Origin of the sequence: Lachnoanaerobaculum sp. OBRC5-5 (assembly GCF_000296385.1) — a bacterium.
Taxonomy (GTDB): Bacteria; Bacillota; Clostridia; order Lachnospirales; family Lachnospiraceae; genus Lachnoanaerobaculum.
Genome location: NZ_JH815185.1, coordinates 1,676,164 through 1,702,476, shown reverse-complemented (window position 1 = coordinate 1,702,476; position 26,313 = coordinate 1,676,164). Strand labels below are relative to the sequence as shown.

At 36.0% G+C, this 26,313-nt stretch carries 23 protein-coding genes and 3 pseudogenes; 18 read left to right on the top strand and 8 right to left on the bottom strand.

Going from position 1 to position 26,313, the window contains the following annotated elements; translation table 11 throughout:
• Positions 1–9 precede the first annotated feature (9 nt).
• The 7 genes and pseudogenes from HMPREF1135_RS08090 (at position 10) to HMPREF1135_RS08065 (ending at position 10,630) form a co-directional block, all read left to right on the top strand.
• Positions 10–6,723, top strand: coding sequence for a helicase-related protein (locus HMPREF1135_RS08090; RefSeq protein ID WP_007594029.1), 6,714 nt, complete (start codon positions 10–12; stop codon positions 6,721–6,723).
• Positions 6,724–6,768: 45 nt separating this feature from the next.
• A pseudogene (locus tag HMPREF1135_RS08085) lies at positions 6,769–7,314 on the top strand (single-stranded DNA-binding protein); the annotation flags it as partial.
• Positions 7,315–7,690: 376 nt separating this feature from the next.
• Positions 7,691–8,290, top strand: coding sequence for a type IV toxin-antitoxin system AbiEi family antitoxin domain-containing protein (locus tag HMPREF1135_RS08080; protein ID WP_007594025.1), 600 nt, complete (start codon positions 7,691–7,693; stop codon positions 8,288–8,290).
• The gene (locus tag HMPREF1135_RS08075; protein WP_007594023.1) at positions 8,287–9,141 is read left to right on the top strand and encodes a nucleotidyl transferase AbiEii/AbiGii toxin family protein; all 855 of its coding nucleotides are present in this window, start codon (positions 8,287–8,289) and stop codon (positions 9,139–9,141) included. Before HMPREF1135_RS08080 ends, HMPREF1135_RS08075 begins: the two co-directional genes overlap by 4 nt.
• 350 nt (positions 9,142–9,491) lie before the next feature.
• A complete protein-coding gene (locus HMPREF1135_RS14040; protein WP_007594021.1) occupies positions 9,492–9,743 on the top strand; it encodes a TetR/AcrR family transcriptional regulator in 252 nt (83 codons plus the stop codon).
• Positions 9,744–9,866: 123 nt separating this feature from the next.
• Complete coding sequence (locus HMPREF1135_RS14035; RefSeq protein WP_198006708.1) at positions 9,867–10,118, top strand: hypothetical protein; 252 nt, start codon at positions 9,867–9,869, stop codon at positions 10,116–10,118.
• Positions 10,118–10,630: an HdeD family acid-resistance protein gene (locus HMPREF1135_RS08065; protein WP_007594012.1), complete on the top strand. Its 513-nt coding sequence runs from the start codon at positions 10,118–10,120 to the stop codon at positions 10,628–10,630. The genes HMPREF1135_RS14035 and HMPREF1135_RS08065 overlap by 1 nt, the downstream gene beginning before the upstream one ends.
• 41 nt (positions 10,631–10,671) lie before the next feature.
• Here HMPREF1135_RS08065 and HMPREF1135_RS13750 read toward each other — a convergent pair.
• Positions 10,672–10,902: pseudogene (locus HMPREF1135_RS13750) on the bottom strand (transposase); the annotation flags it as partial.
• Positions 10,903–10,974: 72 nt separating this feature from the next.
• On the opposite strand from HMPREF1135_RS13750, the gene HMPREF1135_RS08060 reads away from it, so the two are divergent.
• The 3 genes from HMPREF1135_RS08060 to HMPREF1135_RS08050 all read left to right on the top strand — a co-directional run bounded on the left by HMPREF1135_RS08060 (position 10,975) and on the right by HMPREF1135_RS08050 (position 13,326).
• Positions 10,975–11,367, top strand: a complete 393-nt coding sequence (locus HMPREF1135_RS08060; protein ID WP_007594011.1) for a TetR/AcrR family transcriptional regulator — start codon at positions 10,975–10,977, stop codon at positions 11,365–11,367.
• Positions 11,368–12,600: a cation:proton antiporter gene (locus tag HMPREF1135_RS08055; RefSeq protein WP_007594010.1), complete on the top strand. Its 1,233-nt coding sequence runs from the start codon at positions 11,368–11,370 to the stop codon at positions 12,598–12,600. It begins immediately after the preceding gene.
• Positions 12,601–12,783: 183 nt separating this feature from the next.
• Positions 12,784–13,326 carry a potassium channel family protein gene (locus tag HMPREF1135_RS08050; protein WP_007594008.1) on the top strand — a complete coding sequence of 181 codons (543 nt, stop codon included), beginning with the start codon at positions 12,784–12,786 and terminating at the stop codon, positions 13,324–13,326.
• 242 nt (positions 13,327–13,568) lie between these two features.
• Here the strand turns inward: HMPREF1135_RS08050 and HMPREF1135_RS08045 are convergent, their stop codons facing one another.
• The 7 genes from HMPREF1135_RS08045 to HMPREF1135_RS08015 all read right to left on the bottom strand — a co-directional run bounded on the left by HMPREF1135_RS08045 (position 13,569) and on the right by HMPREF1135_RS08015 (position 18,016).
• Positions 13,569–13,763, bottom strand: a complete 195-nt coding sequence (locus tag HMPREF1135_RS08045) for a helix-turn-helix domain-containing protein (RefSeq protein WP_007594005.1) — start codon at positions 13,761–13,763, stop codon at positions 13,569–13,571.
• Between the two features lie 5 nt (positions 13,764–13,768).
• Entirely contained in the window at positions 13,769–14,188 is a 420-nt protein-coding gene (locus HMPREF1135_RS08040) for a sigma-70 family RNA polymerase sigma factor (protein WP_007593998.1), read from the bottom strand.
• A gap of 186 nt (positions 14,189–14,374) precedes the next feature.
• Positions 14,375–15,010, bottom strand: a complete 636-nt coding sequence (locus tag HMPREF1135_RS08035; RefSeq protein ID WP_007593996.1) for an NAD(P)-dependent alcohol dehydrogenase — start codon at positions 15,008–15,010, stop codon at positions 14,375–14,377.
• A gap of 128 nt (positions 15,011–15,138) precedes the next feature.
• On the bottom strand, positions 15,139–16,470 hold the full coding sequence (locus HMPREF1135_RS08030) for a relaxase/mobilization nuclease domain-containing protein (RefSeq protein WP_034243045.1): 1,332 nt from the start codon (positions 16,468–16,470) through the stop codon (positions 15,139–15,141).
• A 2-nt stretch (positions 16,471–16,472) separates the two neighbouring features.
• Positions 16,473–16,829, bottom strand: a complete 357-nt coding sequence (locus HMPREF1135_RS08025; RefSeq protein ID WP_007593992.1) for a plasmid mobilization protein — start codon at positions 16,827–16,829, stop codon at positions 16,473–16,475.
• A gap of 222 nt (positions 16,830–17,051) precedes the next feature.
• Positions 17,052–17,606, bottom strand: a complete 555-nt coding sequence (locus HMPREF1135_RS08020; protein ID WP_007593990.1) for an ImmA/IrrE family metallo-endopeptidase — start codon at positions 17,604–17,606, stop codon at positions 17,052–17,054.
• A complete protein-coding gene (locus tag HMPREF1135_RS08015; RefSeq protein ID WP_007593988.1) occupies positions 17,606–18,016 on the bottom strand; it encodes a helix-turn-helix transcriptional regulator in 411 nt (136 codons plus the stop codon). The genes HMPREF1135_RS08020 and HMPREF1135_RS08015 overlap by 1 nt, the downstream gene beginning before the upstream one ends.
• Positions 18,017–18,208: 192 nt before the next feature.
• Between HMPREF1135_RS08015 and HMPREF1135_RS08010 the strand changes: the two genes are divergently transcribed.
• From HMPREF1135_RS08010 to HMPREF1135_RS07975, 8 genes and pseudogenes are all read left to right on the top strand, one after another.
• Positions 18,209–18,772 (top strand): hypothetical protein, encoded by a 564-nt coding sequence (locus HMPREF1135_RS08010; protein ID WP_198006707.1) that lies wholly within the window; start codon positions 18,209–18,211, stop codon positions 18,770–18,772.
• 282 nt (positions 18,773–19,054) lie between these two features.
• On the top strand, positions 19,055–19,468 hold the full coding sequence (locus tag HMPREF1135_RS08005; protein ID WP_007593983.1) for an RNA polymerase sigma factor: 414 nt from the start codon (positions 19,055–19,057) through the stop codon (positions 19,466–19,468).
• Between the two features lie 611 nt (positions 19,469–20,079).
• Positions 20,080–20,280, top strand: coding sequence for an excisionase (locus HMPREF1135_RS08000; RefSeq protein ID WP_007593981.1), 201 nt, complete (start codon positions 20,080–20,082; stop codon positions 20,278–20,280).
• A 96-nt stretch (positions 20,281–20,376) separates the two neighbouring features.
• A complete protein-coding gene (locus tag HMPREF1135_RS07995; protein ID WP_007593978.1) occupies positions 20,377–21,627 on the top strand; it encodes a site-specific integrase in 1,251 nt (416 codons plus the stop codon).
• A gap of 137 nt (positions 21,628–21,764) precedes the next feature.
• Positions 21,765–22,250: pseudogene (locus HMPREF1135_RS07990) on the top strand (lysine--tRNA ligase); the annotation flags it as partial.
• Between the two features lie 260 nt (positions 22,251–22,510).
• Positions 22,511–24,301 (top strand): sensor histidine kinase, encoded by a 1,791-nt coding sequence (locus HMPREF1135_RS07985; RefSeq protein WP_034243040.1) that lies wholly within the window; start codon positions 22,511–22,513, stop codon positions 24,299–24,301.
• On the top strand, positions 24,276–25,022 hold the full coding sequence (locus HMPREF1135_RS07980; RefSeq protein WP_007593973.1) for a response regulator transcription factor: 747 nt from the start codon (positions 24,276–24,278) through the stop codon (positions 25,020–25,022). The genes HMPREF1135_RS07985 and HMPREF1135_RS07980 overlap by 26 nt, the downstream gene beginning before the upstream one ends.
• Positions 25,012–26,265, top strand: coding sequence for an extracellular solute-binding protein (locus HMPREF1135_RS07975; protein ID WP_007593971.1), 1,254 nt, complete (start codon positions 25,012–25,014; stop codon positions 26,263–26,265). Before HMPREF1135_RS07980 ends, HMPREF1135_RS07975 begins: the two co-directional genes overlap by 11 nt.
• Positions 26,266–26,313 lie beyond the last annotated feature (48 nt).

The following is a 26,313-nucleotide window of genomic DNA, read 5'->3' as shown; positions in this document are numbered from 1 at the left end:
GGAGGAAAAATGAGAACGAACGATTTTTATGCTCTGATTGAGCTTGTAAAAAGAGAAGTTTTAGGTTCTGAAACAGAGTATCTAAAACTCCTGAAAGTTATTGGCAATAATCAGAGATATGATTTTTTAAGTCAGTTAAGCATTTACGATAGAAACTTTAAAGCAGTAGCTTGTGCAGGCTTTGATATGTGGCGGGAAAGGTTTCATCGAACGGTTATGCGTGGGGAGAAGGGGATTCCGATTCTGTATGAAAGTGAAGGGAAACAAAAAATAGCTTATGTTTTTGATATCAGTCAAACTGTCTCTATAGACCGTAATGTCAACGAAGTAGTACTCTGGTCTTTTGATAAAGAGAAAGATACGGATACATTGAAAGAAATGATTCGGCTTGAGGGCTATACACCTCAGGATAGTTTATTAGAAAATCTTTACTTTCTTAGCAGAATATATGCAGATCAGGATATCCATGAACTTGCCAATAATTTGCGAGTTCCGGCTGAGGATAGGAATTCTTTTGTGCATTTTATGAGAGAGTCTATTAGCTACGCCTTATCTAGCCGATTTCATGTGAACTATCCGATAGATATGGAAAAGGGCAAGGAAAACTTTCTTTACTTAGATAGTGTGTCCTTAATGTTTGCAGGAAATTGTATTTCTAATGCTTGTAATAGGATTTTAGAGGCAACTATTGAACGCACAAAGAAATTATCCCTAAGTCATGGGCTGACAAAAAACAGAGGTGCAGAATATAATAAGAACAATCCTGAAGAAATAAGATTTGAGACTGAAAGAAATGGTGAAGCAGAACAAGGAGGTATGGAAGATGCTGTTCGATCAAATGACGAAAGAGATGATGATAGAGGAGAACGAGTTTTCTCAGATGGAGAATACGGACGAAATAGTGAAGATAATCAAGAAGAAAACTTTAGACAGTCTGGAAGAGGAGACGAGCTTTCTGTCGGAATTTCCGAATCCGACTTACGCCGTAATGAGACTGGAGTACATGGCAGAGAGTCAGAACGAGATGAATTATCAAATGCTGCTCGAGCTATACAAGGAGAAGAAGCTGGTCAATCACTTAATGGAAGTGCAGAAGAGAGCAATTCAATTTATGAGGGAAGAGAAACCTCAAATGATGAAGGAGCTGAATATAGCGAGCGAGGAAGATCCGAAGTACCAGACCATGATTTCAGCATTGAAAGAGATGGTGATAAAGGAAGTAGTCGAAGTTTAGCACCGGCTTCCAATTTCAAAATACGGCAAGAGATTTTCCATGATAAACTCACACCAAGTGAAAGACTAAACTATAACCTGGAAGCCATTTCTATGCTAAACAGAGTAGAAAAGGGGGAAAGAGTACTTGATGAATCAGCCCAAGAAGTACTGGCAAGATATGTCGGCTGGGGAGGGCTTTCCGAAGTATTTGATGAAGAACGGACCGGGCAATGGTCGGAAGCCAGAAATTTCCTAAAGAAAAACCTAAGTTTAGAAGAATATGAAGCAGCTAAGGAATCTACCTTAACTGCTTTTTTTACGCCTAAAACAGTGATTGACAGCGTATATAAGACAGTTCTGGATATCGGATTTAAACAGGGAAATATCTTAGAGCCAAGCATGGGTATCGGGCACTTTATCGGAAGCCTTCCGGAGCAAATGAATCAGTCCAAGTTTTATGGAGTGGAGCTTGACCAAGTAAGTGGCCGTATTGGAAGGCTACTTTATCCTAATAGTGATATTCAGGTTAAGGGATTTGAGGAAACGAGCTTTTCCAACAATTTCTTTGATCTTGTCATTGGAAATGTGCCTTTTGGGGATTTTACGGTTAATGACAGAGCGTATAACCAAAACAACTTTTTGATCCATGATTATTTCTTTGCCAAGTCTATAGATAAAGTTAGGAATGGTGGCGTGATTGCCTTTATCACCTCTTCCGGCACAATGGATAAGAAAGATGAAAGTATCAGGAAGTATATCAATGCCAGGGCTGAGTTTTTAGGAGCGATAAGGCTTCCCAACGATACTTTTAAGGGTGTTGCCGGTACAGAAGTAACAAGTGATATTATTTTTCTAAAGAAGAGAGACAGTGTTCTGGAACGAGATGATAGCTGGGTACATTTGGAAGAGGATGAAAACGGACTTACTTACAATAAATACTTTGTGGATCACCCGGAAATGGTACTTGGCAAGATGGAAGAAGTTTCAGGGCGATTTGGAAATACTCTCGCTTGCTTATCAAAGGAAAATGCAGATTTAAAAGAAATGTTGGAACGTGCCGGAAAACAAATTTCTGCAAACACAAGATATGAAGAGATAGAACTTCTTGATGATGAGATTAGCTTTATTCCGGCAACAGATGATGTGAAGAACTTTTCTTATACAATCCTTAACAATGAGGTGTATTACAGGGAAAACTCCCTTTTCATCAAGAAAGAAATTTCGGATAAGAATAAAGAAAAGATCAAGGACTATCTCACATTAAAGGAAGCGTTAAAAGATGTTATATACAAACAAAAGGAAGATTTTAGCGATGCAGAAATCAAGGCTTCTCAAGAAATTTTAAATGAAGTCTATGACAGGTTCTCTAAAAAGCATGGCTTTGTTAATACTCTTTCGAATACTAGAGCATTAAGGGAAGACAGTAACTTTCCATTGGTATCGTCTATTGAAATTCTTGACGAAGAGGAGAATTTTAAGGCAAAGGGAGATATTTTTTCGAAACGCACGATCAGTAAGGCAAAGGTGATAAATCATGTGGATACCTCTCTGGAAGCCTTGGTACTTTCCATTTCCCAAAAAGGCTATGTGGATTTTGATTACATGCAGGGTCTTACAGATAAGGATAGAAGCACCATTATTTCGGAGCTAAAAGGAGAGATATTCCTAAATATTCGTGAAGAAAACGTAAAGAGCAATCAAAAGTTTTCTTTTAATCTTGAAGACGGAGACTTGCCCTTTAGTTGTAGTGATGATAGGAGCACCTTTAAGTATACCTATGTAACAAAGGACGAATATCTGAGTGGAAATATTCGGGAAAAGATAGGGGCAATCGATAGCTATATCTTTCGAATCAGCCAGGCTAAAAGAATCTTGTCTGATGATAGGGAAACAGAAAAAGAACTACTGGATATGGAACTAAATCGATTGGAATATCAAAAAGCAGAGCTTCAAAAAGTGATGCCAAAAGAACTTGAAGCCAGTGAAATCAATATTCGACTAGGAGCAACATGGATTCCTGTAAAGGATATAGAACGCTTTATTTTTGAGACTTTAAAGACACCGGGCTATGCCAGATGGAATATCCATGTGAAATTCTCTAGCCTTACCAGTGAGTGGAATATTGAAGGAAAGAGTCAAGATAGGGGGAATGATTTAGCGGAAATGACCTACGGTACTTCCAGAGTAAGTGCTTATAAGCTTATTGAAGATGCCCTCAATCTAAAAGAAACCAAGGTATTTGACCAAATAGAAAATGCAGATGGCTCTAAAACTTCTGTACTGAATAAGAAAGAGACCATGCTTGCCGGACAGAAACAGGAACTTCTTAAAGAAGAGTTTCAGAACTGGATTTTTGACGATCAGGAACGGAGAAACAGGCTGGTAAAGACCTATAATGAGAGATTCAATTCCATTCGAAATCGTGAATATGATGGCAGTAACCTAAGCTTTGAAGGCATGGGAGAAGGAATTGCTCTTTATGAACATCAGAAAAATGCCATCGCAAGAATTCTCTATGGGGGAAATTCGCTTCTTGCCCATGTGGTCGGTGCAGGGAAGACTTTTGAAATGGTAGCAAGTTCTATGGAGGCGAAAAGACTTGGAATGTGTACAAAATCCCTTTTTGTTGTACCGAATCATTTGACAGGGCAGATCGGGAGAGAGTTTATGCAGCTCTATCCTTCGGCGAACATTATGGTGGCAGATAAAAAAGATTTTGAGCCCAAAAACAGAAAACGCTTTATCGGAAAGATTGCAACAGGTGAGTACGATGCAGTTATTATCGGCCATAGCCAGTTTGAGAAAATTCCCATGAGTAAAGAGTATCAAGAGAAGCATATTAAAGACCAGATTGACGAGATTATCAATTATGTGGAGGAATACAAGCATGATAGAAACCAGAACTTTACCGTGAAGGAGTTGCAAAAGACAAGAAAAAAACTGGAGACTAGGCTGGAAAAGCTAAACGATGATTTCAAGAAAGATGATGTCATTACCTTTGAAGAACTTGGTGTAGATAAACTAATCGTAGACGAAGCCCATAATTACAAAAACCTTTACCTTTACACGAAGATGAGGAATGTAGCAGGCATTGGACAGACGGAAGCATTTAAGTCTTCAGATATGTTCATGAAGTGTCGCTATATGGACGAAATGACCAATGGAAAGGGCATTGTCTTTGCTACGGGAACGCCTGTAAGCAATTCCATGACGGAACTTTATACCATGCAGAGATATTTACAGTATGAGGAATTAAAGAAAAATGGTTTGGAGCATTTTGACTCCTGGGCTTCCACTTTTGGAGAGACTCAATCTGCCTTTGAATTATCGCCTGAGGGGACAGGATATAGAGTAAAGACGAGATTTTCTAAATTTTATAATCTTCCTGAACTTATGAGTCTGTTTAAAGAAGTGGCAGATATTCAGACGGCTGATATGTTAAATCTTCCAGTCCCGGAAGCTCACTTTGAAGTTGTTAAGACCATGCCCAGTGATGAACAGAAAGAAATTTTAAAAGGCTTATCAGAGCGGGCAGATAAGGTGCGGAACAGAGCGGTAGAGCCTGACGAAGACAATATGCTAAAAATCACCAATGATGGAAAAAAGCTTGCTTTAGATCAGCGTTTAATCAATCCATTATTGCCTGATAATCCGGACAGTAAGGTAAATGTATGTGTAAAGAATGTATTTTCCATCTGGGATAAAACAAAAGAAGATAAGTCTACGCAACTAATCTTCTCCGATATGTCAACACCAAAGGGAGATGACAGCTTTAATATCTATGATGATATCCGGGAAAAGCTTGTGGAAATGGGAATCCCTAAAGAAGAGATTGCCTTTATACACGAGGCAAATTCCGATAAGCAAAAGGACGAGATGTTTGCTAAGGTGAGAAACGGAGAAATCCGAATCTTAATGGGATCCACACAAAAAATGGGAGCAGGTACAAATGTGCAAAAGAAACTGATTGCCCTACATGACTTAGATGTTCCCTGGAGACCTGCAGACCTGGAGCAAAGGGCAGGAAGAATTATCCGACAGGGAAATGAAAATAAGGACAAAGGCGGTGTATATATTTACCGTTATATTACAGAAAATACCTTTGATGCCTACCTTTGGCAAACTATTGAAAACAAGCAAAAGTTTATTTCCCAGATAATGACCAGTAAGACTCCGGTTAGAGTTGCGGAAGATGTAGACGAAAGTTCTTTGAACTATGCTGAAATCAAGGCTTTGGCTACAGGAGATCCAAAAATCAAAGAGAAAATGGACTTGGACAATGAAGTTACTAAGCTGAAAATGTTAGAAGCAAACTATAAGTCCAATCGTTACAGGTTAGAGGACAAAGTGGCGAAAACTTACCCTGAAGAAATCGCTAGGATAGAAAAGCTTATTGAAGCAGTTAAGAAGGACATTTCCTTAGTAGAACCGCAAGGAGAAGGAGAGAACAGATTTACTTCCTTAATCCTACATGGTGAAAAAATCATGGATAAAAAAGAAGCCGGAGAGAGACTGCTGGAAGCAATCAAGAATGTCAAAGTAAATGAAAGTAAAGTGATTGGCCAGTATCGAAATTTAGACTTGGAGGTGAGTTACAATATCTTTACGAATGAGCGAGCTTTCAGTCTGAATGGGGCATCTAAAACCGTTGGGGAGCTAGGGGTAAGTGCAGATGGCAATATCACAAGATTAGATAATGCTATCGATAAATTACCCGAAAAGTTAAGTTACCTGGAGGAAAAGCTTGTAAGTACCAAAGAACAGCTACAAAATGCCCTGGAAGAACTTGAAAAGCCTTTTGAGAAGGCAGAAGAGTTAAAGATGAAAGTACTAAGACTTGCTGAACTGAATAAGCTTTTAGATATGGGAGAGGTCGAGGAACAAGAAAACACCAATCCTTTACTGGAAGATGTGAAAAAAGCAATTATTGACTTCTGCAACAGAGAGTATGAAGAAAAGCACAGTTATGATGAATTTGACACGCTGTATCCTGATTTAAAGCATATCGGGATTGCCTATACCAATACACCGGATGAAAGGCATGGGATTCAGTACGAACTGAATTTAGAGGATTACACATGGACACAGTACATTGATGATACGGTGGTAAAAACCGAGAGCTTTGATTATGAAAACAAGGGAGAAAATGAAGCTCTAAGGAATATGAAAAATGAGATTGAGCTATCCTCTTTTGAAGATTTAGTCTATGTGGACTCGGAAGATTTAAGGGCAGCAACGGGACTTGACATTGATGATGAGGGAAATTTCTATGATCCGCTTGCAAAAGACCTCGATAATGACAGTATCATCGATAGATATGACAATGATTTCAGGGATAGCGATTACTTTGAATCAACCTATGATGTGGAAGATAATCTTCATACAAAAGAGGAAACTTCTCAAAGAACGGAAGATAAACCGTCTATTTTAGGACAGATCAGAGCTTATCAAAGTGAAAGCAAAACGGAAGATAAACAAACTACAAAAGAACAGGAATATGCAAGATAAGGGGGCTTATAAGCTCCCTTTTACCATGAAAGGAGATATAAAAACATGGATTACAAAACAATAAGGGATAGGATTGAAGATATGGCAAAGGATAACCACAAAGATTTTGTGAAGGCGGTTATCAGCATGGAAAAAGGCATCAATGATGAGAGTGCCTTGGATAAGATCTATGATGCTTATATGGCAAATGATACCATCAATCTGCTTCATGAAGATTTTGACTATATGATTGAAGATTTAAGAGAACAGGGGCAGATAAAAGACCTACCCTATGTTCAGCAGGAGAAAGATGACCTTGTAAATATTGTCGGAAATGTTGTAGGCAATGTAGATGTAATCGAAAGAGAAAATAAGAACGGAGAAGCCTTTAAGGTGGCAAATTTCTTCGTAGTTTCCAAAGATGATGAGGGAAATAAGGTGTATCATAATTGCTCCGCCTACGGAGAAAAGAGTGATATTCCAAAGGACTTTAAACAGGGAGATTTTGTAAAGTTATTCGGACAGCTTAGAATCTCTATTGATGATAACGGCAAGGAGCATAGCAATGTAAGGATATTATCCTCAAAGCTCTTAAAGGCGAAAGAACAGATGAAAGGACAGGATAAGAGTCAAGAGATTGCTAAACTGAAAAGCGAGATAGAAGAAAGAGAAAAAGACTTATTTTATGCAGATTCTTGGGAGCAATCAGGACAGATTAGAGCAGATATTGAAAAAATGAAAGCTAAGTTAAATACTTTGCTCAAATCTGAAAAAGGTCAAGAAAACGGTAAAAAATCCATACTTGGTGCTATCAAAGAATATCAGGCGGAAGATAAGCAAAAGTCAAAAGTAAAGCAGGAATCGTCAAAAGAAGCAGAAAGATAATGATGGCTAGTGTGGTCTTAGGACTGCACCGGCTCTTTTTTTTGAATATTGACTTTTATTCTTATAAATACTATAATTTAAGAACAAAAAGGCGGTGATAGAAATGAGTAAACGGGAACTGCTGCTAAAAAAAATAAAAGAAAATAATGGGATTATAACTACCAGAGAAGCCTTAAATCTTGGTATTCATAAGGATATCCTAAAAGAATTAACCATAAAAGAAGAACTTGAAAAAATAGCCAACGGACTCTATGCACTTCCGGATGAGAATATTGATGAGTATCTTTATTTCTCATACAGAATACCCAAAGGTATTTTTTCTCACGAAACAGCGGCATATTTACAAGGATTATCAACACGAATGCCCCTTATTTATGTGATGACTGTAAAGGTAGGAGATAATGTCAGCAGAGTTAAGTCAGCAAGAGATAATATTGTTTTTAAGTATGTAAAAAAAGATTATTACGATATTGGGAAAATAACTATAACCAGTCCCTTTGGCAGAGAAATATCAGTGTATGACAAAGAAAGAACCATACTTGATATTATCAAAGATAAGGACAGAATAGATGCACAAGTATTTAGCGAAGCAATAAAATCTTACTTTGCAGGTAAGGAGAAAAATTTATTAAAACTGTCGAAATATGCTATTAAGATGAATATGGAGCAAGCTTTAAAACGATATACGGAGGTGCTATTATGAAAACATCGGAACAGATAAAAGGAGCGATTAGGAACATATCTAAGAAAACGGGAGTTAATCCGAACTCTCTACTTCAGATGTGCTTGTTTGAAGGAATACTTGAAAAACTCTCCAAATCAAAATATAGTGAGAATTTTATATTAAAAGGAGGACTTCTTATCTCCTCTCTTATCGGTGTTGATATGCGTAGTACGATGGATATGGATACCACGCTTAGAGGTATTCCGCTAAATGAAGTCTCTATAACAAAAATCTTAAATGAAATATTAGCGATTGAAATTGACGCAGATATTGAATATAAGCTGATTAAATTATCGCCAATAAGACAGGAAGATGTGTATGAAGATTTTTGTGCAAGCATATCCTGCATTTTTGGGAAAATAAATGCAACCTTAAATATAGATATAACGACAGGAGATGTTATTACTCCAAGAGAAATGAATTATTCCTATTCAAAAATCTTAGAGGAAGGTACAATACCAATTATGACCTATACCATAGAAACTATACTCGCTGAAAAATTTGAAACCATTTCAAGCAGAAATATTACCACAACAAGAGCAAGGGATTTCTATGATTTGTATATGATATACAGCATTTATAAAGATAAAATTGATAAAGGCATATTAAGAAAAGCAATAGAAAGAACGAGTAAATACAGAGGTTCTTTTGAAACAGCTTTACAGTACAAGGAAATAGTAGAGTTGTTCCGGGAAAGTGAAACACCAAAAAAACTATGGAAAAAATACATACAGAATAACCCATATGCTAAAGATGTTGATTTCTTAGATACTATATCAGTCTATGAAGAAATAGGTACTGTATTAAATGTGAATGATGATACTAAATAGTATTATGGTCGGTGTGGTCTTGGGACTGCACCGACTCTTTTTTTATTTGCGAAAATAGAGTAAAGATTTTATTTCTTTATCAACTGACAAAATCTTTACTCTATTAATAATGAATGAGTGATAGTCTAAAGCGCATATCTTGTGTTATAGTAGCTATAGCGGAAGCCCTCCTTATGTTTGTTATTTTGTGGTGATCTAACTTTAACACAAGACAGGTGCTTCCGTTTTATTATTTAGTTGTGATGTAACAAATGTATTGTAATCCTACATTTATGGAGAAACTCTATCGAGAAAGTTGATTGACATTTTAGACTAAACGGTTTATAATTTAAAAATCTAGAGGTGCATACATGAGAAAAGAAGAAAAAACAAGACTGCGAAGAGAGAAAATCATTACCGCTGCTTTGTTCGAATTTGCTACAAAAGGCTATAAAGGTTTTGTCATCAATGAACTTTGTAAAGTGGATGGTATTTCCAAAGGAGTTTTGTATCATAATTTTTCAGGGAAATCAGACCTCTATCTAACTTGTGTTCAGGAGAGTTTTGAGAAAGCTTTGGCAGTGCTTCTGGGGGGTGGAAGGTCAAGTACCCTCCTTAGCTGATTATATGGAAAGACGTCACCAATTTTATCAGCAATACCCGGAACATAGCCACATTTTCTTTGAGGCAATGATTGCGACGCCAAAAGAATTGGAAGCAGACATCGCACCACAGAAAGCTATTTTTTGGACTTGAATGAACAAGTTTGTCAAAAACTTATATCAGAATCCAAACTGAAAGAGCATATTGATGAGAAGCGAGCTATGGCCTATCTGCGATTGATTCAGAATATGTTTCGTTCCTATTATTTAACTGTTTCATCAGATAGCAGTTTGCCTGACTTGGTTTCAGGATATGAACGTCAATTATCACAGGTTTTGGATATGATGATTTATGGAATACTAGAGGAAGATTCCTCTAAAAAAGGAGAAAAATAATGTCGAAAATTGGGAAGTGGTTGTTACTAATTGCGGGTATTTTTGCAGTTTTTGTAGGTTTTAAAATGCTTGCACATCCTGTTGCTACTTTGGCTTCCATGACTTTCTTGTTTGCACTTGTATTTGCAGTTCAAGGGATTTCTGAGATTGTACAATACTTCAAATCAGAAGAAAAGCATGGCTGGAATTTATTTGGAGGAATTGTTACCCTCATCCTCGCTCTTTCCTTGTTCTCAGGTAGCTTTATTGAAATGGTAACTTTTGTGCCATTTATCATTTCTTTCTGGGCATTGACAAATGGTATTACAAAAACTATCGTTGGTTTCAAGGTTCGTAAGACGGATAAATCGGTAGGTACTCCTCTAGTTTGGATGGGGATTTTAGGAATCGTAGCAGGTTTAATCATGATGGGACACCCATTGATGACCGGTCTCTTCGTTAGTTACACCACTGCCTTTGTCTTTATTTATCAAGGTATTGTGTCGATTGTTCAATTCTTCAAGATTAAATAAGAAAAAAGGCTCTTTATCAACTGTAGTGGGTTGATAAAAACTCACAACCAGGAGAGGACCAAATTGATTTTCTCCTTTTTGATATGCAAAGCAATGAGAATTCTCGTTTTAAAATTTTCAAAGTTCCGGAAGCCAAAAGCATTTTGCTTAATGACTTTGATGAGGTTATTTGTGGCCTCAAGTTTTGCGTTTGAGTAGGGAAGTTCAAGTGCATTAATGATCTTATCCGGATCCCTCTAAAAGGTCCTAAAAATGGTCTGGAAGATAGGATTCACAAACAAATTATTAACTCTGTGGTCATCAATTTATATAATTGACTTGATGGTCAATTATTGAGGTATGAGATGAGACAGGAAGAAAGAAAAATACAAGCAAGAAGAAAAATTATGGACAATGCGTTGCTTGAATTTGCTACACGAGGATATAGTGCAAGCTCTGTGAACAACATTTATGATTCTGAACAGGGAATTTCAAAGGGACTGATCTATCATTATTTCAAATCAAAAGATGAGTTGTTCCTTGCTTGTGTGGAGGAATGCTTTGAACAGTTAAAAGAATACATCCAAAATCATATATTCATTGAAACAGAATCAAGCTCTTTGAAGGAATGTCTTTCACAGTACTATAAGACCAGAATGATATTCTTTCATGAAAATCCGCTGTATCAGAAAATTTTCTGTGAAGCTGTGATTATGGATATTTTTTTGTTTGGCGTTGTGAAGAAGGAGACTATTTAAATGTTTGAAATGTTAATTCGTTTATTGACGGTTGTGCTATTGGCAGTAATCGCCGGGAAGGTGGCAGCAAAATTTAAAATGCCCGCTGTTTTAGGTTTTTTAATTGCGGGAATGCTCTTAGGGCCCTATGCAGTAAATCTTCTGACACAAGATATTTTAGATAACTCGATGTATCATACACTGATTGAGCTCATGGAATGCGGTATGGGGCTGATGCTGGGCAGTGAAATGATCTGGCGAAAGATGCGTTCTTCCGGTAAACAGATTGTTGTGATTACTTTGGCGCAGTCACTCATGACTTTTGCTGTTGTCAGTCTTGCGTTTTCTGCTATTTTTTATTTTATGGATATCCCTGTTTTCCTTGGCTTGATTTTTGGCGGTATTGCCTTAGCTACCGCACCTGCACCGGCGTTATCCATTGTGTCAGAATATAAAACAGACGGACCTGTTACAAGGACACTGATACCTTTGGCGGTAATTGACGATGTGTTGGCAATCTGCGTATTTTTGCTTGTTATGAGTTTCATCCTTCCGATTACCTCGGGAGGCTCTGTACCAAAATATCTGATTATACTGATCGTTATTTTCCCGGTTTTGATTGGTCTTATAACCGGAGGCATCACAGCCTTTATTATGAAAAAAATCAGGTCAGAAAAAGTCTGTGCAATCACGGTGTTTGCCGGTGTGCTTGTTACAGCGGCTATGACCGCACTTGCCAACCATTACCTTATGCCTGTTCCAGTCCTTAATTTTATGCTGAGCGGTATGGTTTATTCCGCAACCTTTGCAAATATCCTGGATGAAAAAAAGCTGGAAGATATTATGAAATATTGCACTCCGAGCATCAGCGCTTGCTTTGCATTGATTGTTCTGAATCTGGGTGCTCCGCTGGATTATCATCTCATTTTAGGGGCAGGAATTTTTACAGCAGTATACATTATTGCCCGCGCAGCAGGAAAAATAGGCGGAGCGGCTCTCGGTGCACAGCTTTCGCACGCCCCTGCTACGGTAAAAAAATATCTCGGGCTGGTCATTTTGCCTCATTCCGGCGTATCTCTTGTCATGACAGGTATTGCTATTTCGGCATTAAAGGGAGATTTCGGACAATATGGAAACATTGTTCGAGGTACAATTGCGGCTGCAGCAGTCATTAATGAAATTATAGCTGTTTTCTTAGCTCGTAAGGGATTTAAGGCGGCCGGAGAGATGGGAAAGGCTATCAAATGCAAATAAAAATGATATAATGAAACGAAATAAGGTGTTTGTGCAATGAATAAGAAAGAACTTATGCGATGCCTATTGTTGCCTTGGCATTGAATTTATGCTGGGAGAGTTTGTATGCTTATGTGTACCTAAACAGAAATATTGCAGATATACAAGCTTGTATTACCATAGGGCTCCGAAAGGAGCCTATCTGTGTATTCAAAACAACAAAAAGAAATCGCACTTAAACTACATCATCAGACAGAATCTGTATCAGAGACAGTAAGGATATTGGGATATCCTACTAGACAGAATCTTTATAACTGGATTTATGAAGAAAAACATCCTACTAAGGTTCGGGAGGATTATCAGCTAACATCATTTGTAGAAAGGGTCTCCATGTTTTCGCTCATCTTTGGTTTTAAACATTTATTTCGAATCATCCGTCAGGTTTTTCAAAGCGAAGAGGGGCAGGCGATTTTAGCCAGTTTAGCCTCCCTCTTGGTTTTGGGTACGGTTTTCTATACGATGGTGGAAAAGTTAGCCGTGCTGGACTCCCTTTATTTATCCTTTACGACCTTGACCACCATTGGCTATGGGGATTTTACGCCCAAGACCGCCTTGGGAAAGATTTTTACCATGATCTACGGTCTTTTGGGACTAGGTATTGTCAGCCTCAGCCTTGGTATTATTGCTAAAGAAGCGCTGGCACTTCAGAAACAGCGCAAAAAACAACGCCGAACTAAGCAAAAATAGAGAGTCTGAAATTTTATATGTCCTTTTATATGAGTTTTTGAATTATCTGCATAAACACTACATCTATAAGCAATTTCATAATTGCAAAGACATTCATTTTACCATGCATTTACCACGATTGAATGAGCCTTGATATGACAATAAAACCGATAAGGGAGATAGCACATGAAAAGCTGTGTATCTCCCTTTGTTCATGCTAAATGACTACTTTACTCTGATTTCAAACTTCAAGCTTTCATCATTTACGCATGGATTTCTCCCTTTAGTTCTTCATCAACTTGCATATGCACAGTACCATTTGCATGATAGCATGGTCGTAAGCATACTTTGAAGATATAGGCGTTATAAAAATCTAATATTTCTTTGACTGCCTTTTCCTCTCCGCTAGTCGCTCTGCAAATGAGTTCATAAGAGGGATAAGCATAATCTTTTTTCATTCGTTCTACTTCCTTTCGCTCAATAATTTTTGTAATTTCTTTAGCCCTCTATCCCGTCTGCTATTGATAGTGGAACGTGATACATGATACAATTCTGAAATTTCTCTGTCGTTCATGCCTCGAAAGAAATGCAACAAGATAGCAGTACGCTGTTTTTCGGTCAATTCTTGTAAAGCTGTACCTAGTTCTTCATCAGATACACGGATTGTAAAATTCATAACTTGAAACGATACAAAATCGGAAAAATATTCATCATTTGTACCATTTTCCATACGTTTCATTTCAGACAATTCACAAAACAAGACTTCATGTTTAGAACGTCTTGCACTTTGTCTTCTATGACTTGACAATGTACCTTTAATCACAATCATCATTAAAGCATTAAACTGTAAACAGACAGATTTCTCAAAAGAAGATGCTTCCATGATTTCACCTCCTTTCTGCTGAAAGCTAACTTATATAAACAACATAAAAAATGATGTTTATACCGTTGATAAAAAACAAAAGGCTCGTATCAAACAAAATGTTTGTACGAACCTCTTTTGACGATATAATTGTTATTTTGATAATTATTACTGTTTCTCTTGTTCAGATTTTTAGGAGTTTTCCCGTTATTCAAAATCCATAGAAACAACGACTTTCCCTTGTGCGTGAGAAGTTATAATATAACGAATGGCTTCTTTTGTATCCTTGACAGAATAGATTTTGTCTATATAAGGTATCAATTTACCCGTTTCTGCCAGTTCTTTTGCATAAGATAAATAATCTTTTTGGGGCATCATAGGACCAGCAAAATAAGAAAAATTCCTTGATGTAAACGAACGAAAAAGTGCTTTAGTTACTTGTTTTACATTTCCTACACCTATAAAAATTCCATTTGGTTTCAAAATCTGTTTATAGTCTTTCATGGAATTACAGCCATTCACACCTATGATTACATCAAACTTTGTCCGCACTTTCGTAAAATCTTCTTTTTTATAGTCAATTACGTAATCACACCCCATTTGTTTTGCTAGCTCAAGATTACGGGTACTACATACACCTGTAACAGTTGCTCCCATGATTTTAGCTAATTGTACTGCATATAAACCAACGCCACCCGAAGAACCGTAAATCATAACTTGCTGACCTGCTTTTACATTCCCTTTACGAAGTGCCCCTAATGCAGTTTCAAAAGAAATAGGAATAGCAGACGCTTGTTCAAAGCTTAGATTTTGAGGTTTTACAAAAACACGGTCTTTATCCATAAGAGCGTATTTCGCAAAACCTCCGCAACATATTTTCAAACTTTTTGAAGATAAGGAACTGTCAGTCAAAGCACTTTTGGGAGAATATGGGAATATCCGATTTTTACAACTAAAAAAGGAGATAAAGATTATCTCTCCATCTCCTTACCCATATAAATTCCGTAATTTTTTCGTATCTTATAAAGCTCGTCCATAGTGGATTTTGAGGAAGAATACTCTTGCATAAGGTTGTTCTTTTTTTCTTGTAATTTATCAAGCTCAGCTAAAATATCCTTTGAATTTGGGAGCTTGGAATAGGATTTTTTAAGCTCTGAGAGAGCATTTTCATATAGGGTAATCTGAGCTTTGTACTCTTCAAAAAATGCCTTGTCAGATGGATTAGAACGATATTCTTTGTAGTATCCTCGATATTTTTTAACGGTATGAACTTGCTCCATAGTGGTGGAAAGCTTCTGCATTTCCTTATCAATAGTCTTGATTTTCTCTTGTATATTTTGCGTTTCATCGGCTGCTTTTTGAATATACTCGTCAAGCTGTTTAACGGATTTAATGCCATGTTCTCTGATATAAATAACAGACTCAGCCATTGTATGAAGGTTATGTTTGGTTGCCCAATATTCGTAGCCTTTGCTTTCCTTTACCTTTGCATTGGAGTTCATGTCAATAACATTGCCGATGCGTTTTTTGACGTCGGGAGTCTTGATAAACTCTCTTTCTGCAATTCGTTCTTTTAATCTTTCTTCGGTATAATCTTCTCCGATTGTTTTAGTCCTTGTAAATCTCGCCTTATCTTTTGGCTTAAAAGCAATGTGCTTACCGTATTTGATTTCATAGCCAAGCTCAGCCATTTTCTTTAGAAATTCGTCCCAATCCTTAGACTGTTTTACCATTCTGTCAATATCAAATTGCAACCTGCTTTTCCAAGAAGTTCCACGCTTTGCCTGTTCATTCTCATACCAAGATTTACCGTTAGTCTTATATTTTTTCTTATAGTTTTCGTAGTGTTTATCAATGACGGAAAGGTTATTTTCCTTGCAGAGCTTATCACTTTGGTAACGGATCTTATGATAGCTTTTCTTATTGGATTGATAGCACTTGCCGGTAACCATATTTACATTATTGAAGATGATATGATTATGGATATGCCCTTTATCTATGTGCGTCGATAGTACAAACTCATATTCATCTTTCAGAATCTTTTTACATAACTCAAGACCGATCTGATGTGCCATTTCAGGCGTGGCTTCTCCCGGTAAAAAAGATTGAATGAGATGTCTTGCAAGAACAGTTCCTTTTGTTCCTGCATTTTCTCTTGTCCTTAAAAACTGGGTATGGGCGGTTAACTGGTGGCATTTATTGGTACTGACTAAAAGCTGTTCATCTGTTTTATCTCCATTAACAATGTAGTCGATAGCAAGATGAAGGGTTGATTTTATAGGGTGTATTTTTGTAATCGCCATTGTCATTCCCCTTCAGTTTCAGAAGTTCTTTTCATAAGCAGGGAGTGAATTTGCCACAACTCTTTTGAAAAATGTTCAATCTCTTTCTTCATATCTTGGATGTCATCTTTATAGATGATACCTGTCTGATTTACTCTCTTTGCAATCTGATTGATATTATTTGTAGCATTGGAAAGTAAGCCTTGCAAATCCCGAAAAGGATCTAAATCTACTTGATAAATCTCCTTTTCTAAAACGCATTTGCGGATAAAGCGGCTCATATTTCTGCACTTTGCAAGTTTTCTTTTCTCCTCAAAAAGAGCCTTTTCTTCTTTGGTCAACTTAATTTCAAGTCGTTCATTTCGTATCCTATTTGCCATAGATAGTTCCTCCTTTAGATGTATTTCGGGGTTTTAGGGTCTCCCTAACAAGCTAAAAATTGATAAAAAAAGAAGCAGTTCCCAAAGGGCTGCTTCATCAATTTTCCGTAAGTGTACGTACACTTACTGTGCTTGCTACATAAGAATGATTTGTAGAATAAGCATTAAGCGAGTATTTATTTTGTAATAGTTATATCCTGAAGGATAGAGTTTGTCAGCTCATTATTGGACTTCACTACAATTTATAGGATTATAGTCCTTTAAGAAATCAGCTTTTGGTCTTTCAATGGTGCAGGGAGAAGAGCCGAGCTTTCCCATTTTGTACAGTTCGGATATTTTAAGATTCACAAGATTAATTTCCACACCTAATTCATCGGCAAGAGAACGATCTGAAACAAATCCATTTTCTAAAAGCCGGATAATTTCCTTATCGTCAATCAGAAGATGGGCTGCAAAGATATTTGCTTCAATTTCGTAGTGGTTTAATTCTCTAAATATTGAAACTTCGTGAAAGGCATTTTGCTTAGCATATTTTCTATGAAGCTGGTCATGACCAATCTCGTGAGCTAAAACAACTTTTCTGATATTGGGGTGCAAATTTGAAGAAAGAAAGATAAAACGATTCCTTTGAATGATTTGATACATACCAAGTAGAACAGTTGTATTATTTATTTCTTCAAGATGTATATTTAAAATTTGAGTAAGCTCCAGAGGATCACGAGTAAAATATTTTTTTACCAAAGCATTTGCTTTTTCGTATATCCAATCGTTTGCCATTATTCTCCTTTATCATTCTTCCTTTTTCCGAATTTCTTATTCATATCTTTTGCTTTCCAATAAGCCTGGGTAATAGCTTGAAAGGCTGATTCAATGTCTTCTTCCGGAAGCGTTCCACCGGCAAACATACTGCTTACTCCATCTGCCAGAGCTCTGACTTTTGCGACCTCTCCAGTGCCATATCTATTGGAAACTTCTTCTAAAAACAGGTCTTCTTCGCCCATTAGAAAATTATAGTCGCAGTTCATAAGCTCTGCAATTTTCTCATAAACTTCCTTCTGTTTAGGAAATCTCTTTCCTTGTTCGTACAGAAGAAGAGTTCTTTTGCTTACACCGATAAGCTTGGCAAACTCATCTTGCGTATAGTCATTCTCCATTCTATAGTTCTTTATTTTCTCTCCAAAGTTCATTTCAACCTCCATATAGTACTAAAGTTTACTTCTGAAAGCATTATGTGAATTTTAGTACTTGTAATTCTTGAGTTCCTTTTATATAATTTAATAGAACTTAAGTGCACTTATTATACCACCTAAGAAACTTAAATTCAATGTTAAATCTGCGAGTTGATTAAAGGAAATAGCTAAAAAAGGGGTGATGTTAAATTGGCAAAAGGAAAAATGTTAAGAGAGTTAGAAAAGATGTATGAGAACCATGAGCTTCCTTTTTTACCGACTATGATGAAAGCAAAAGCAGTACTTTCCATATACCGAAATGTTGTTTGGGCGGTAAAGAATACAGCACAATGTCTTGTTTGCGAGCAGGAAGTAACTTATGGCAGTGATTTGGGAACAGCACTTTCTTACCTTGAAAACTTTGCTCCGGATAGAGTCTTGGAAGATTTTGAGTCTCGGGTTAGAAACATTTTTGAAACAAAGTGGTTGATTGAAATTATTGACAATGCTTTAGCGAGAATAAAGGAATATCCTGTGTATGGGAAATGCTACTACACTATACTTCATTTTTCCTATTTAAGTTGCGACAAACATTCCAATGAAGAGATTATGAGAAAAGTTGCATTGGAAAAGACAGCATTTTACCAGAGAAAAAACGAGGCTATTGCGATTATGGGAATAGCACTTTGGGGCTATGCACTTCCAACACTTCTAAAAGAACTTAGTGATGAAAAGAAAAAAGAGTTTTGCTATAGAGAGCATATTTACGCATAGATAAGGAGGAGGAATTTTGAAAATAATGGAATCATTGCGAACGGATTGCGGAGTATTATCGGACATATTGTGGATAAAGAGAGGACAGTGTATGAACTAACTTTATAGTAAGGTAGATATGCTGGAGAAAAACTGAATATTTATTTTGGGGCAAAGACCGTAGGAAAAACCTATGGTCTTTTTTTATGCCCATTTTTGGGAGGACTATGAAAAGAATTAGAAGCCCTCCGAAGTCTTTTGGATTTTTGAGCAAACACATTTCAAAAGATAACGGAGGAAAACATGAACAAGAAATATTACATTTTCGTTGGAAACGAGAAGATAGAAGTGGATCAGAAGATTTATCAAAATTATTGGCAAATTACAAATCGAGAAAATTATTTGGAGCGACTTGACCGAAAAAGCAAGTTGCTCTTTTTTTCTAATTTAAGTAGCGAGTATCCATGCGAGGAAAGTTTGGTGGACGAGACTGTCAATGTAGAGAAAATCGTGGAAACCCAGATGATGTTACAGGCAGTGAGAGAGGCGATTTCTGAACTAAATGATGAGGAACGGGAAATCATTTTCCGTCTATTTTATGAGGAAGAATCCCTTCGTTCGATTGCCAAAGATAAGGAAATATCTGCACCGGCTCTTCTAAAGAGAAGGAATAAGATATTCGAAAAGCTAAAGAAATTATTGAAAGATATTATCTAGGATTTGCAGGAGCAGGCAGAAGGATTTCTGTCTGCTCTATTTTCAATTGATTTTTATAGGCGATTGTTTTGGCTTTCTAAAGGCAGGGGATGTAGAACCTCGTTTTTGGGTAATTCTACTTATGGCTTGAAAAATTTTGAAAAAAATTCCGCATTTGGTTAACAGAGAGTTTGAATTTTCACTTTGTATATTGAAGGGCATTTACACCTTGTATATAGGAATGAATTTTCTATGTGAAGATGCAAGCAAAGCCCTTTATAGCGAAAGCGATTTGTTCTTTGACAACTGAATAGACCAAGGTAGGACTTTATTCACTTATTGAGAGTTATGACCTACGCCAAGATCTTTCTGCTGATTCTATCTATTTAATGATGGAATTAGTTCCAATGGACACCGGTATAGACCGGAAACATAAGAAAGGGAGCGAACAATAGGATTACATAAAGATAAGGGTGGCATCTTATTTCCATGACATAAGTGATGATAATGATACTTCAATAGTTTAAGCCGGCTCGTCTAAACAAGAGGCGGAGGTGAGATTCCTATGTTGCTGCCAAGCACCTACTAATGTCAAAAAACTTTAAATTTAATTAGGGAGATAGATTTTAAAAATGAATAATAAGTTAGTCCCTATATGGGAAAAAGTAAATCTTACACTTGAGGAAGCTGCCATTTATTTTGGTATTGGACAGAATAAGCTTAGAGAATTAACCAACAGTGATAACTGTCCTTATGTAATTTGGTGTGGAAATAAACGACTTATAAAGAGAAGATTGTTTACAGAATACTTAGAGAAGATGTATTCAATATAAAAAAATTGAGATATCTTTCGTTAGACAAAGAGATGTGAGTATCGGTATAATGTAGATGAGCATATTCTCTTTGTTGTTATGGAAGGAGCACAAAACATGGCAGTAGAGAGACGCAAAGATAATAAAAGAAGAGTTTTGAAAGAAGGTGAATATCAAAGAAGTAGTGGAACATATGAATTCAAATGGAGAGATAAAAGAGGTAACAGGCATTCTATTAGTGCTGTCACATTAGAAGAATTGAGAGAGAAGGAGCTGGATGTTCTTCGAGATGTATTAGATGGTGTAAAAGTTGATAAGAACAATCTTACAGTTAATGATTTGTATAATAGTTGGATTCAACTAAAAAGGGGATTGAAAGAAAATACTTTCTCCAATTACAAGTACATGTATAAGATGTTTGTCGAACCAGATTTTGGAAAAAATCGGATTACAGACTTAAAGCGTTCTGATGTGAGAGGATTTTATAACTTTTTAGCTGAAGAAAAACATGTTCAGATTAATACAATTGATAGTATTCATACAGTTCTTCATCAAGTCTTAGAAATTGCTGTTGAAGATGACTACCTTAGATATAACCCTTCTGATAATGCACTTAAAGAACTCAAAAAAGCTGTTAACTTTGAAGTAGAAAAGAGGCGTGCATTAACAGTTTCAGAGCAGGAAATATTCGAAGCATTTCTGCGCAAGAAGGGACAATATCATAGGTGGTATCCAGTATTTACTGTAATGCTATGGACAGGAATGCGTGTAGGAGAAATTACAGGTCTTAGATGGTGCGATATTGATCTAGAAGAAGGAAGTATCAATGTTAATCATACTTTAGTGTATTTTGACAAAAGAGCAGAAGAGCGTTGCACTTTTGCTATTAATACGACAAAGACTAAGGCCGGTGAGAGAAGTATACCAATGCTACCAAAAGTAAAGGAAGCATTTCTCATGGAAAAAGAATATCAAAGAGAATGTGGCGTTAAGAGTGAATCTGTTGTTGATGGTTATCGCGATTTCATTTTTGTAAACCGTTTTGGTAATGTTCAACATCAGGGGACACTAAACAAAGCCCTTAGGAGAATAATCAGAGATTGTAATTTTGAGATACTTGATAAGAACAAACAGAATGATGTGATTATCCTTCCGAAGTTTAGTAATCATTCTTTGAGACATACTTTTACCACTAGAATGTGCGAAGCAGGAGTAAACATAAAAGCAATGCAAGAGATTTTAGGGCATGCAGATGCTGAAACCACCATGGATATATATGCCGAAGCAACAAAGGAATTAAAAAAATCTGAGTTGATCAATTTCGAAGAGTTTTTTGCAAGACATAGTAAAGAAAAACTAATAGTTTAATATAATATGTCTTGCGACCAGTATGCGACTGATTTGCGACTACTTATGTAGATAAGTGTAGAATAATAAAATTAGAGACATAAATCGATTGTTTGAAAATATAGATATAATCACTTATAAAGATTTAGACTGCTTTAGTTTTTGTGTTCCCAACAATGAAGAGCCTTGACAAGCCGGCTAATGCAGGAAATGAAGAGTCTGCGGATTCAAATACAGGCTTCTTTACACCTAATGAGAAGATAGATTTTTCAAATGTAAAGATTGAGCCGTTATTTGAAGAGAGTGTAGACTTTGAGACATTCTCAAAATCAGACTTCAGAGCGGTAAAGGTAAAGAACTGTGTTGCAGTTCCAAAGAGCAAGAAGCTTTTACAGTTCACTCTTGATGACGGAACAGGCAAGGACAGAACAATTCTTTCAGGCATCCATGAGTTCTATGAGCCTGAGGAGCTTGTAGGAAAGACACTTATAGCTATAACAAACCTTCCGCCAAGAGCAATGATGGGAATTGAATCATGCGGTATGCTCTTAAGTGCTGTAAATGAGCTTAAAGAGGGCGAAGGCGAAGAGCTCCACCTTATAATGGTAGATAATCATATACCGGCAGGAGCTAAGCTGTACTAATTAAAGAAAATATGATTAAATAAAAATGTATAAATGAAGCGGATGGGAGGATACTTCCATCTTTTTTTAGTGTGATTTTATAATTATATGTTTAGTCAAGTCGTATATATTATCGGTAGAAATGGGATATGGCTTCTATCATTCTAAAATTAAGAGATAACGTCATTTGATAAAAAATCTCGACTGAGCAGTATGCGTGTGTTAAACTAAAAATACTAAAAGTAGAAAAAATAACTTTTTGGGATAGTATGGTGAAGTTTATGTGGCAGAAAGTAAAAGTAAAAAAGAAGTATACTCTTAGAAAAGAAATGACAAGTCTCATGTTACGAACATCAGCATTTACTCTGTTATCAGCTGTACTTGCTATTCTTTATGTGTTCTTTTCATTCTTTTTTCAAAAAACGCAAGAAGACATAGAGTACGTTTTAAAAAGTACAACTCAACAGTATCAGTCTCACATGCAGTTTATAGCAGATGGAGCAATATCTATTCGACATAACATATTACTGGATGATTTCTTTGAAAATAATGGATTTGATAGAAAAGTGGTGGAAGAACAACTTTCGTACAGTATGGAATTATTTGCAGATAGAAATAGAGTAAATCAACAACTTCCTTTTGTTACAAGTTTATATTTGTTTAATAATAATGATCAATGTATTAATGAGCATTATTATGCCACAACACTGGCTTTTGAAATGGAAGAAGAAAACAAATACCGAAGTATGCAAAGATGGTTTAAAGCAGATGGTAATAGATATGCTTCGGTAACAGATAAAGAGAATCTGAATGTACTTTTTAGAATTTATGATGACGAAATGGAAGAAAAAGGAATCGGTATAGCTCAAATTAGTTTGGAAGCAATAGATGCTGTATTTGAAAATGTAAATAATTATAAAGCCGGTTCATGGATGCTTTTATCAGGCAATGATTTTCTGCTTTTTCCGGAGGAAAAAGCAGAAAGAATGTATAAGCTAAGTAAAACAGAAGCAGTTTGGTCGGGAAGGCGAAATATTGGAGGCGAGAAAGTTATAGGATATGCAGATGTCTGCGGTTTTGACATTCGATTAATTACAACTGTAGATCAAAGCAATATTTTTTCAATACTTCGTCCTACATTGATTATTTTTTTGATCGGATTGGGAATAGTTCTGGCACTTACATTTATTGTGGCATATGGAGTCAGTTATCGATTTACGAAGCCTGTCACAAAAATGATTTCAAGTATACAGGCATTTGGTAAGCAGGAACTTAATGCAAGAATAGAGGATTCATCCATTCAGGAATTTCATGATATAGGAACTGTGTTTAATGAGATGGCAGACAGGATAGAATATTTGATTACAGAAGTATATGAAAAGCAATTAATAGCAACCCAATCCAAAGTGAAGTATCTTCAATCACAGATCAATCCTCATTTTCAATTTAACATATTGGCAATGCTTAGCCTTAAGGCAAAGATGGCGGGAAATGAGGAGCTGTATCAAAGTTTGAATGCCTTTTCAAAGCTAATGCAAGGGAAAATCTTTCGTGAAAAAGAAATAAAGATTAAAGTGAAAGAGGAATTAGATATTGTTAAATTTTATCTTCTTTTACAGAAAGAAAGGTATCAGGAAAAGTTGTCTTATGATATTTATGTGGAAGATGACAGAATATATGAAGATATGATTCCAAGATTGTTGATAGAACCACTGGTTGAGAATGCGGTATCTCATGGCTTAGAGCCAAAAAAAGAAAAAGGCAGTATTGTTGTTAGACTATATGAAGAATTTACAGAAAAAGAAAATAGAAGTTTAATGCTTCATATTTGTGTAGAAGATAATGGAGTGGGGATGGGAGAAAAGGAAATTGGAGTAAATACTCAGGATGAGCCATATAAAGTGGAGCATACACATACGGGATTTGAGAACGCAAAGAGAATGCTTCAGATATTGTATGGGGATAATTATGAATTCAAAATATGGAGTGAAAAAGGCAAGGGAACTAAGATTGAAATTATAATTCCGGTAGAAAGAGGCATAAATTATGTGGAAAGTAGTAGCGGCAGATGATGAAGCATACATTAGAGAAGCGCTGAAAAAATTAATAAATTGGGAAAAAATGGATTGTGTTCTGATAGATGTTGTTGATGACGGGCAAGAGTTAATAAATAAAATAGAAGAGGAGGAACCGGATATTGTAATTACTGATATTCAAATGCCGGAAGTAAATGGTATGGATGTATGTAAATATTTATATGAAACATATCCGGAAACTCAAGTTATTATCCTGACTGCATATTCGGATTTTTCATATGCAAAAACTGCAATTAAATATAGTATATGTGATTATGTTTTAAAGGTTTCAATCATGGATGAACTTCCAGATGCAATTGAAAAGGCTATAGGAAATCTAAATCAGTTGAAAAGAGAGATAGAAAAAAATGAAAAAGACCTATTGGAGCAGCTATCATTAATACAACAGATAGATCATTATATAGAACAGAATTATAAAAAAAAATTATCACTGGATGATATTGCAGAGGACTTACATATTAACAGCAGTTACTTGAGTAGAGTATATAAGTTGAAGAAGGGAAAAAACTTATTTGATACAATTCTTAATCTACGTATAGAAGCGGCAAAAGATTATTTGATAAATACAGATAAGAGAACTTATGAAATCTCAGAATTGGTTGGTGTAGAAGATGCCAGCTATTTTTCAAAGATGTTTAAAAAAATTACAGGTCTGTCACCAAAAGAATACAGAAGGCAGGAAGGAAATGAAGAATAAGGTAAAAAAGCTTCTTTTATTAATGTGGATACTGCTAATCTGTTGCATGTTAAGCAGTTGTGAAAAAGAGAAGAAAAAAGTAATAATCACTGTAATACATTCATGGGGTGGAACAGAAACTGATCATGTTGCAATGAGACAAATATATGAACAGTTTCAAAATGAGAATCCGGATATTAACCTTAGATTGATTTCTATGCCGACAAGAAATGAAACATTACGCAAAGTTGAGGATATGATTATGGTGGGAGATACTCCGGATATAATTGCCTTTAGCGGAATGGGAGAAAACAGCATATATAATTTTATGGTCGAAAATAATATGGCATTGGATATTCAACCATATTTAGAAGAAGATTCGGAATTTGACAGAGATGTTTCTGAAACAAATAAAAAATATTGGACAACGGGAGCGGGTGATCTTTATACGGTAGTTGATGTACTTTCTTTGAGCGGTGGATATTGGTACAATGAAGAAATTCTAGAAAAAGCCGGAATTAAGCAACTACCGGAGACATGGAATGAATTTATTGATATGTGCAATCGAATCAATGAATGGTCGAAAGAAGAGAGTACTGAAGTAAAGCCATTAAGGCCGTCTGCAGAAGGTTATCTATACTTTATGGATCATATGTTATTTAGTGAGAAAGATTCCGTAAGTGAAATTAGTGATGAGGATTTTGTAGACACCTTAAAAAAGATGGAAAGTATTTATCATTTTTCAAAATTTGAAAATACATCGTATAGCTATAGAGATGAAACAAGACTTTTTAATGAAGGTAGAATTGCTATTTATGTGAATGGTGTATGGGGAGCACCTATGATTTCAGAAAAAATACATGCAAAATATGCATTATTGCCCACTAACGACGGGATATCGATGTCCTGTGAATCGGCAAGTTTGGGGTATGTGCTGGGAAAGAGTGGCAGTAAAGAGCGAGAGGATGCTTCTGTAAGGTTTTTGAAATATATTCTCAGTAAAAAAGTACAGACGCAGATATTGGAACGAACAGAGCAATTTCCAGCGAATCCAAATATTTCTTTGGAAAAGTATAAGAATAAAAAAAAGCGAATGTATCAGGCATCAACATTGGTGCTGGATGCAGAAAGAAAAATTGAGATACCTGATAATGTTTGGTCGGCATCACAAAAAGAATACTTTACAGATAATATTTTTAAAGTGTTGACAAATGAGATGGATAAGCAGGAGTTGGTGGATAATATAGATAAAAGAATCAGATGATTAAAAGAACATGTAAAATATTGCTGTCATAGTAAATATTTTACATGT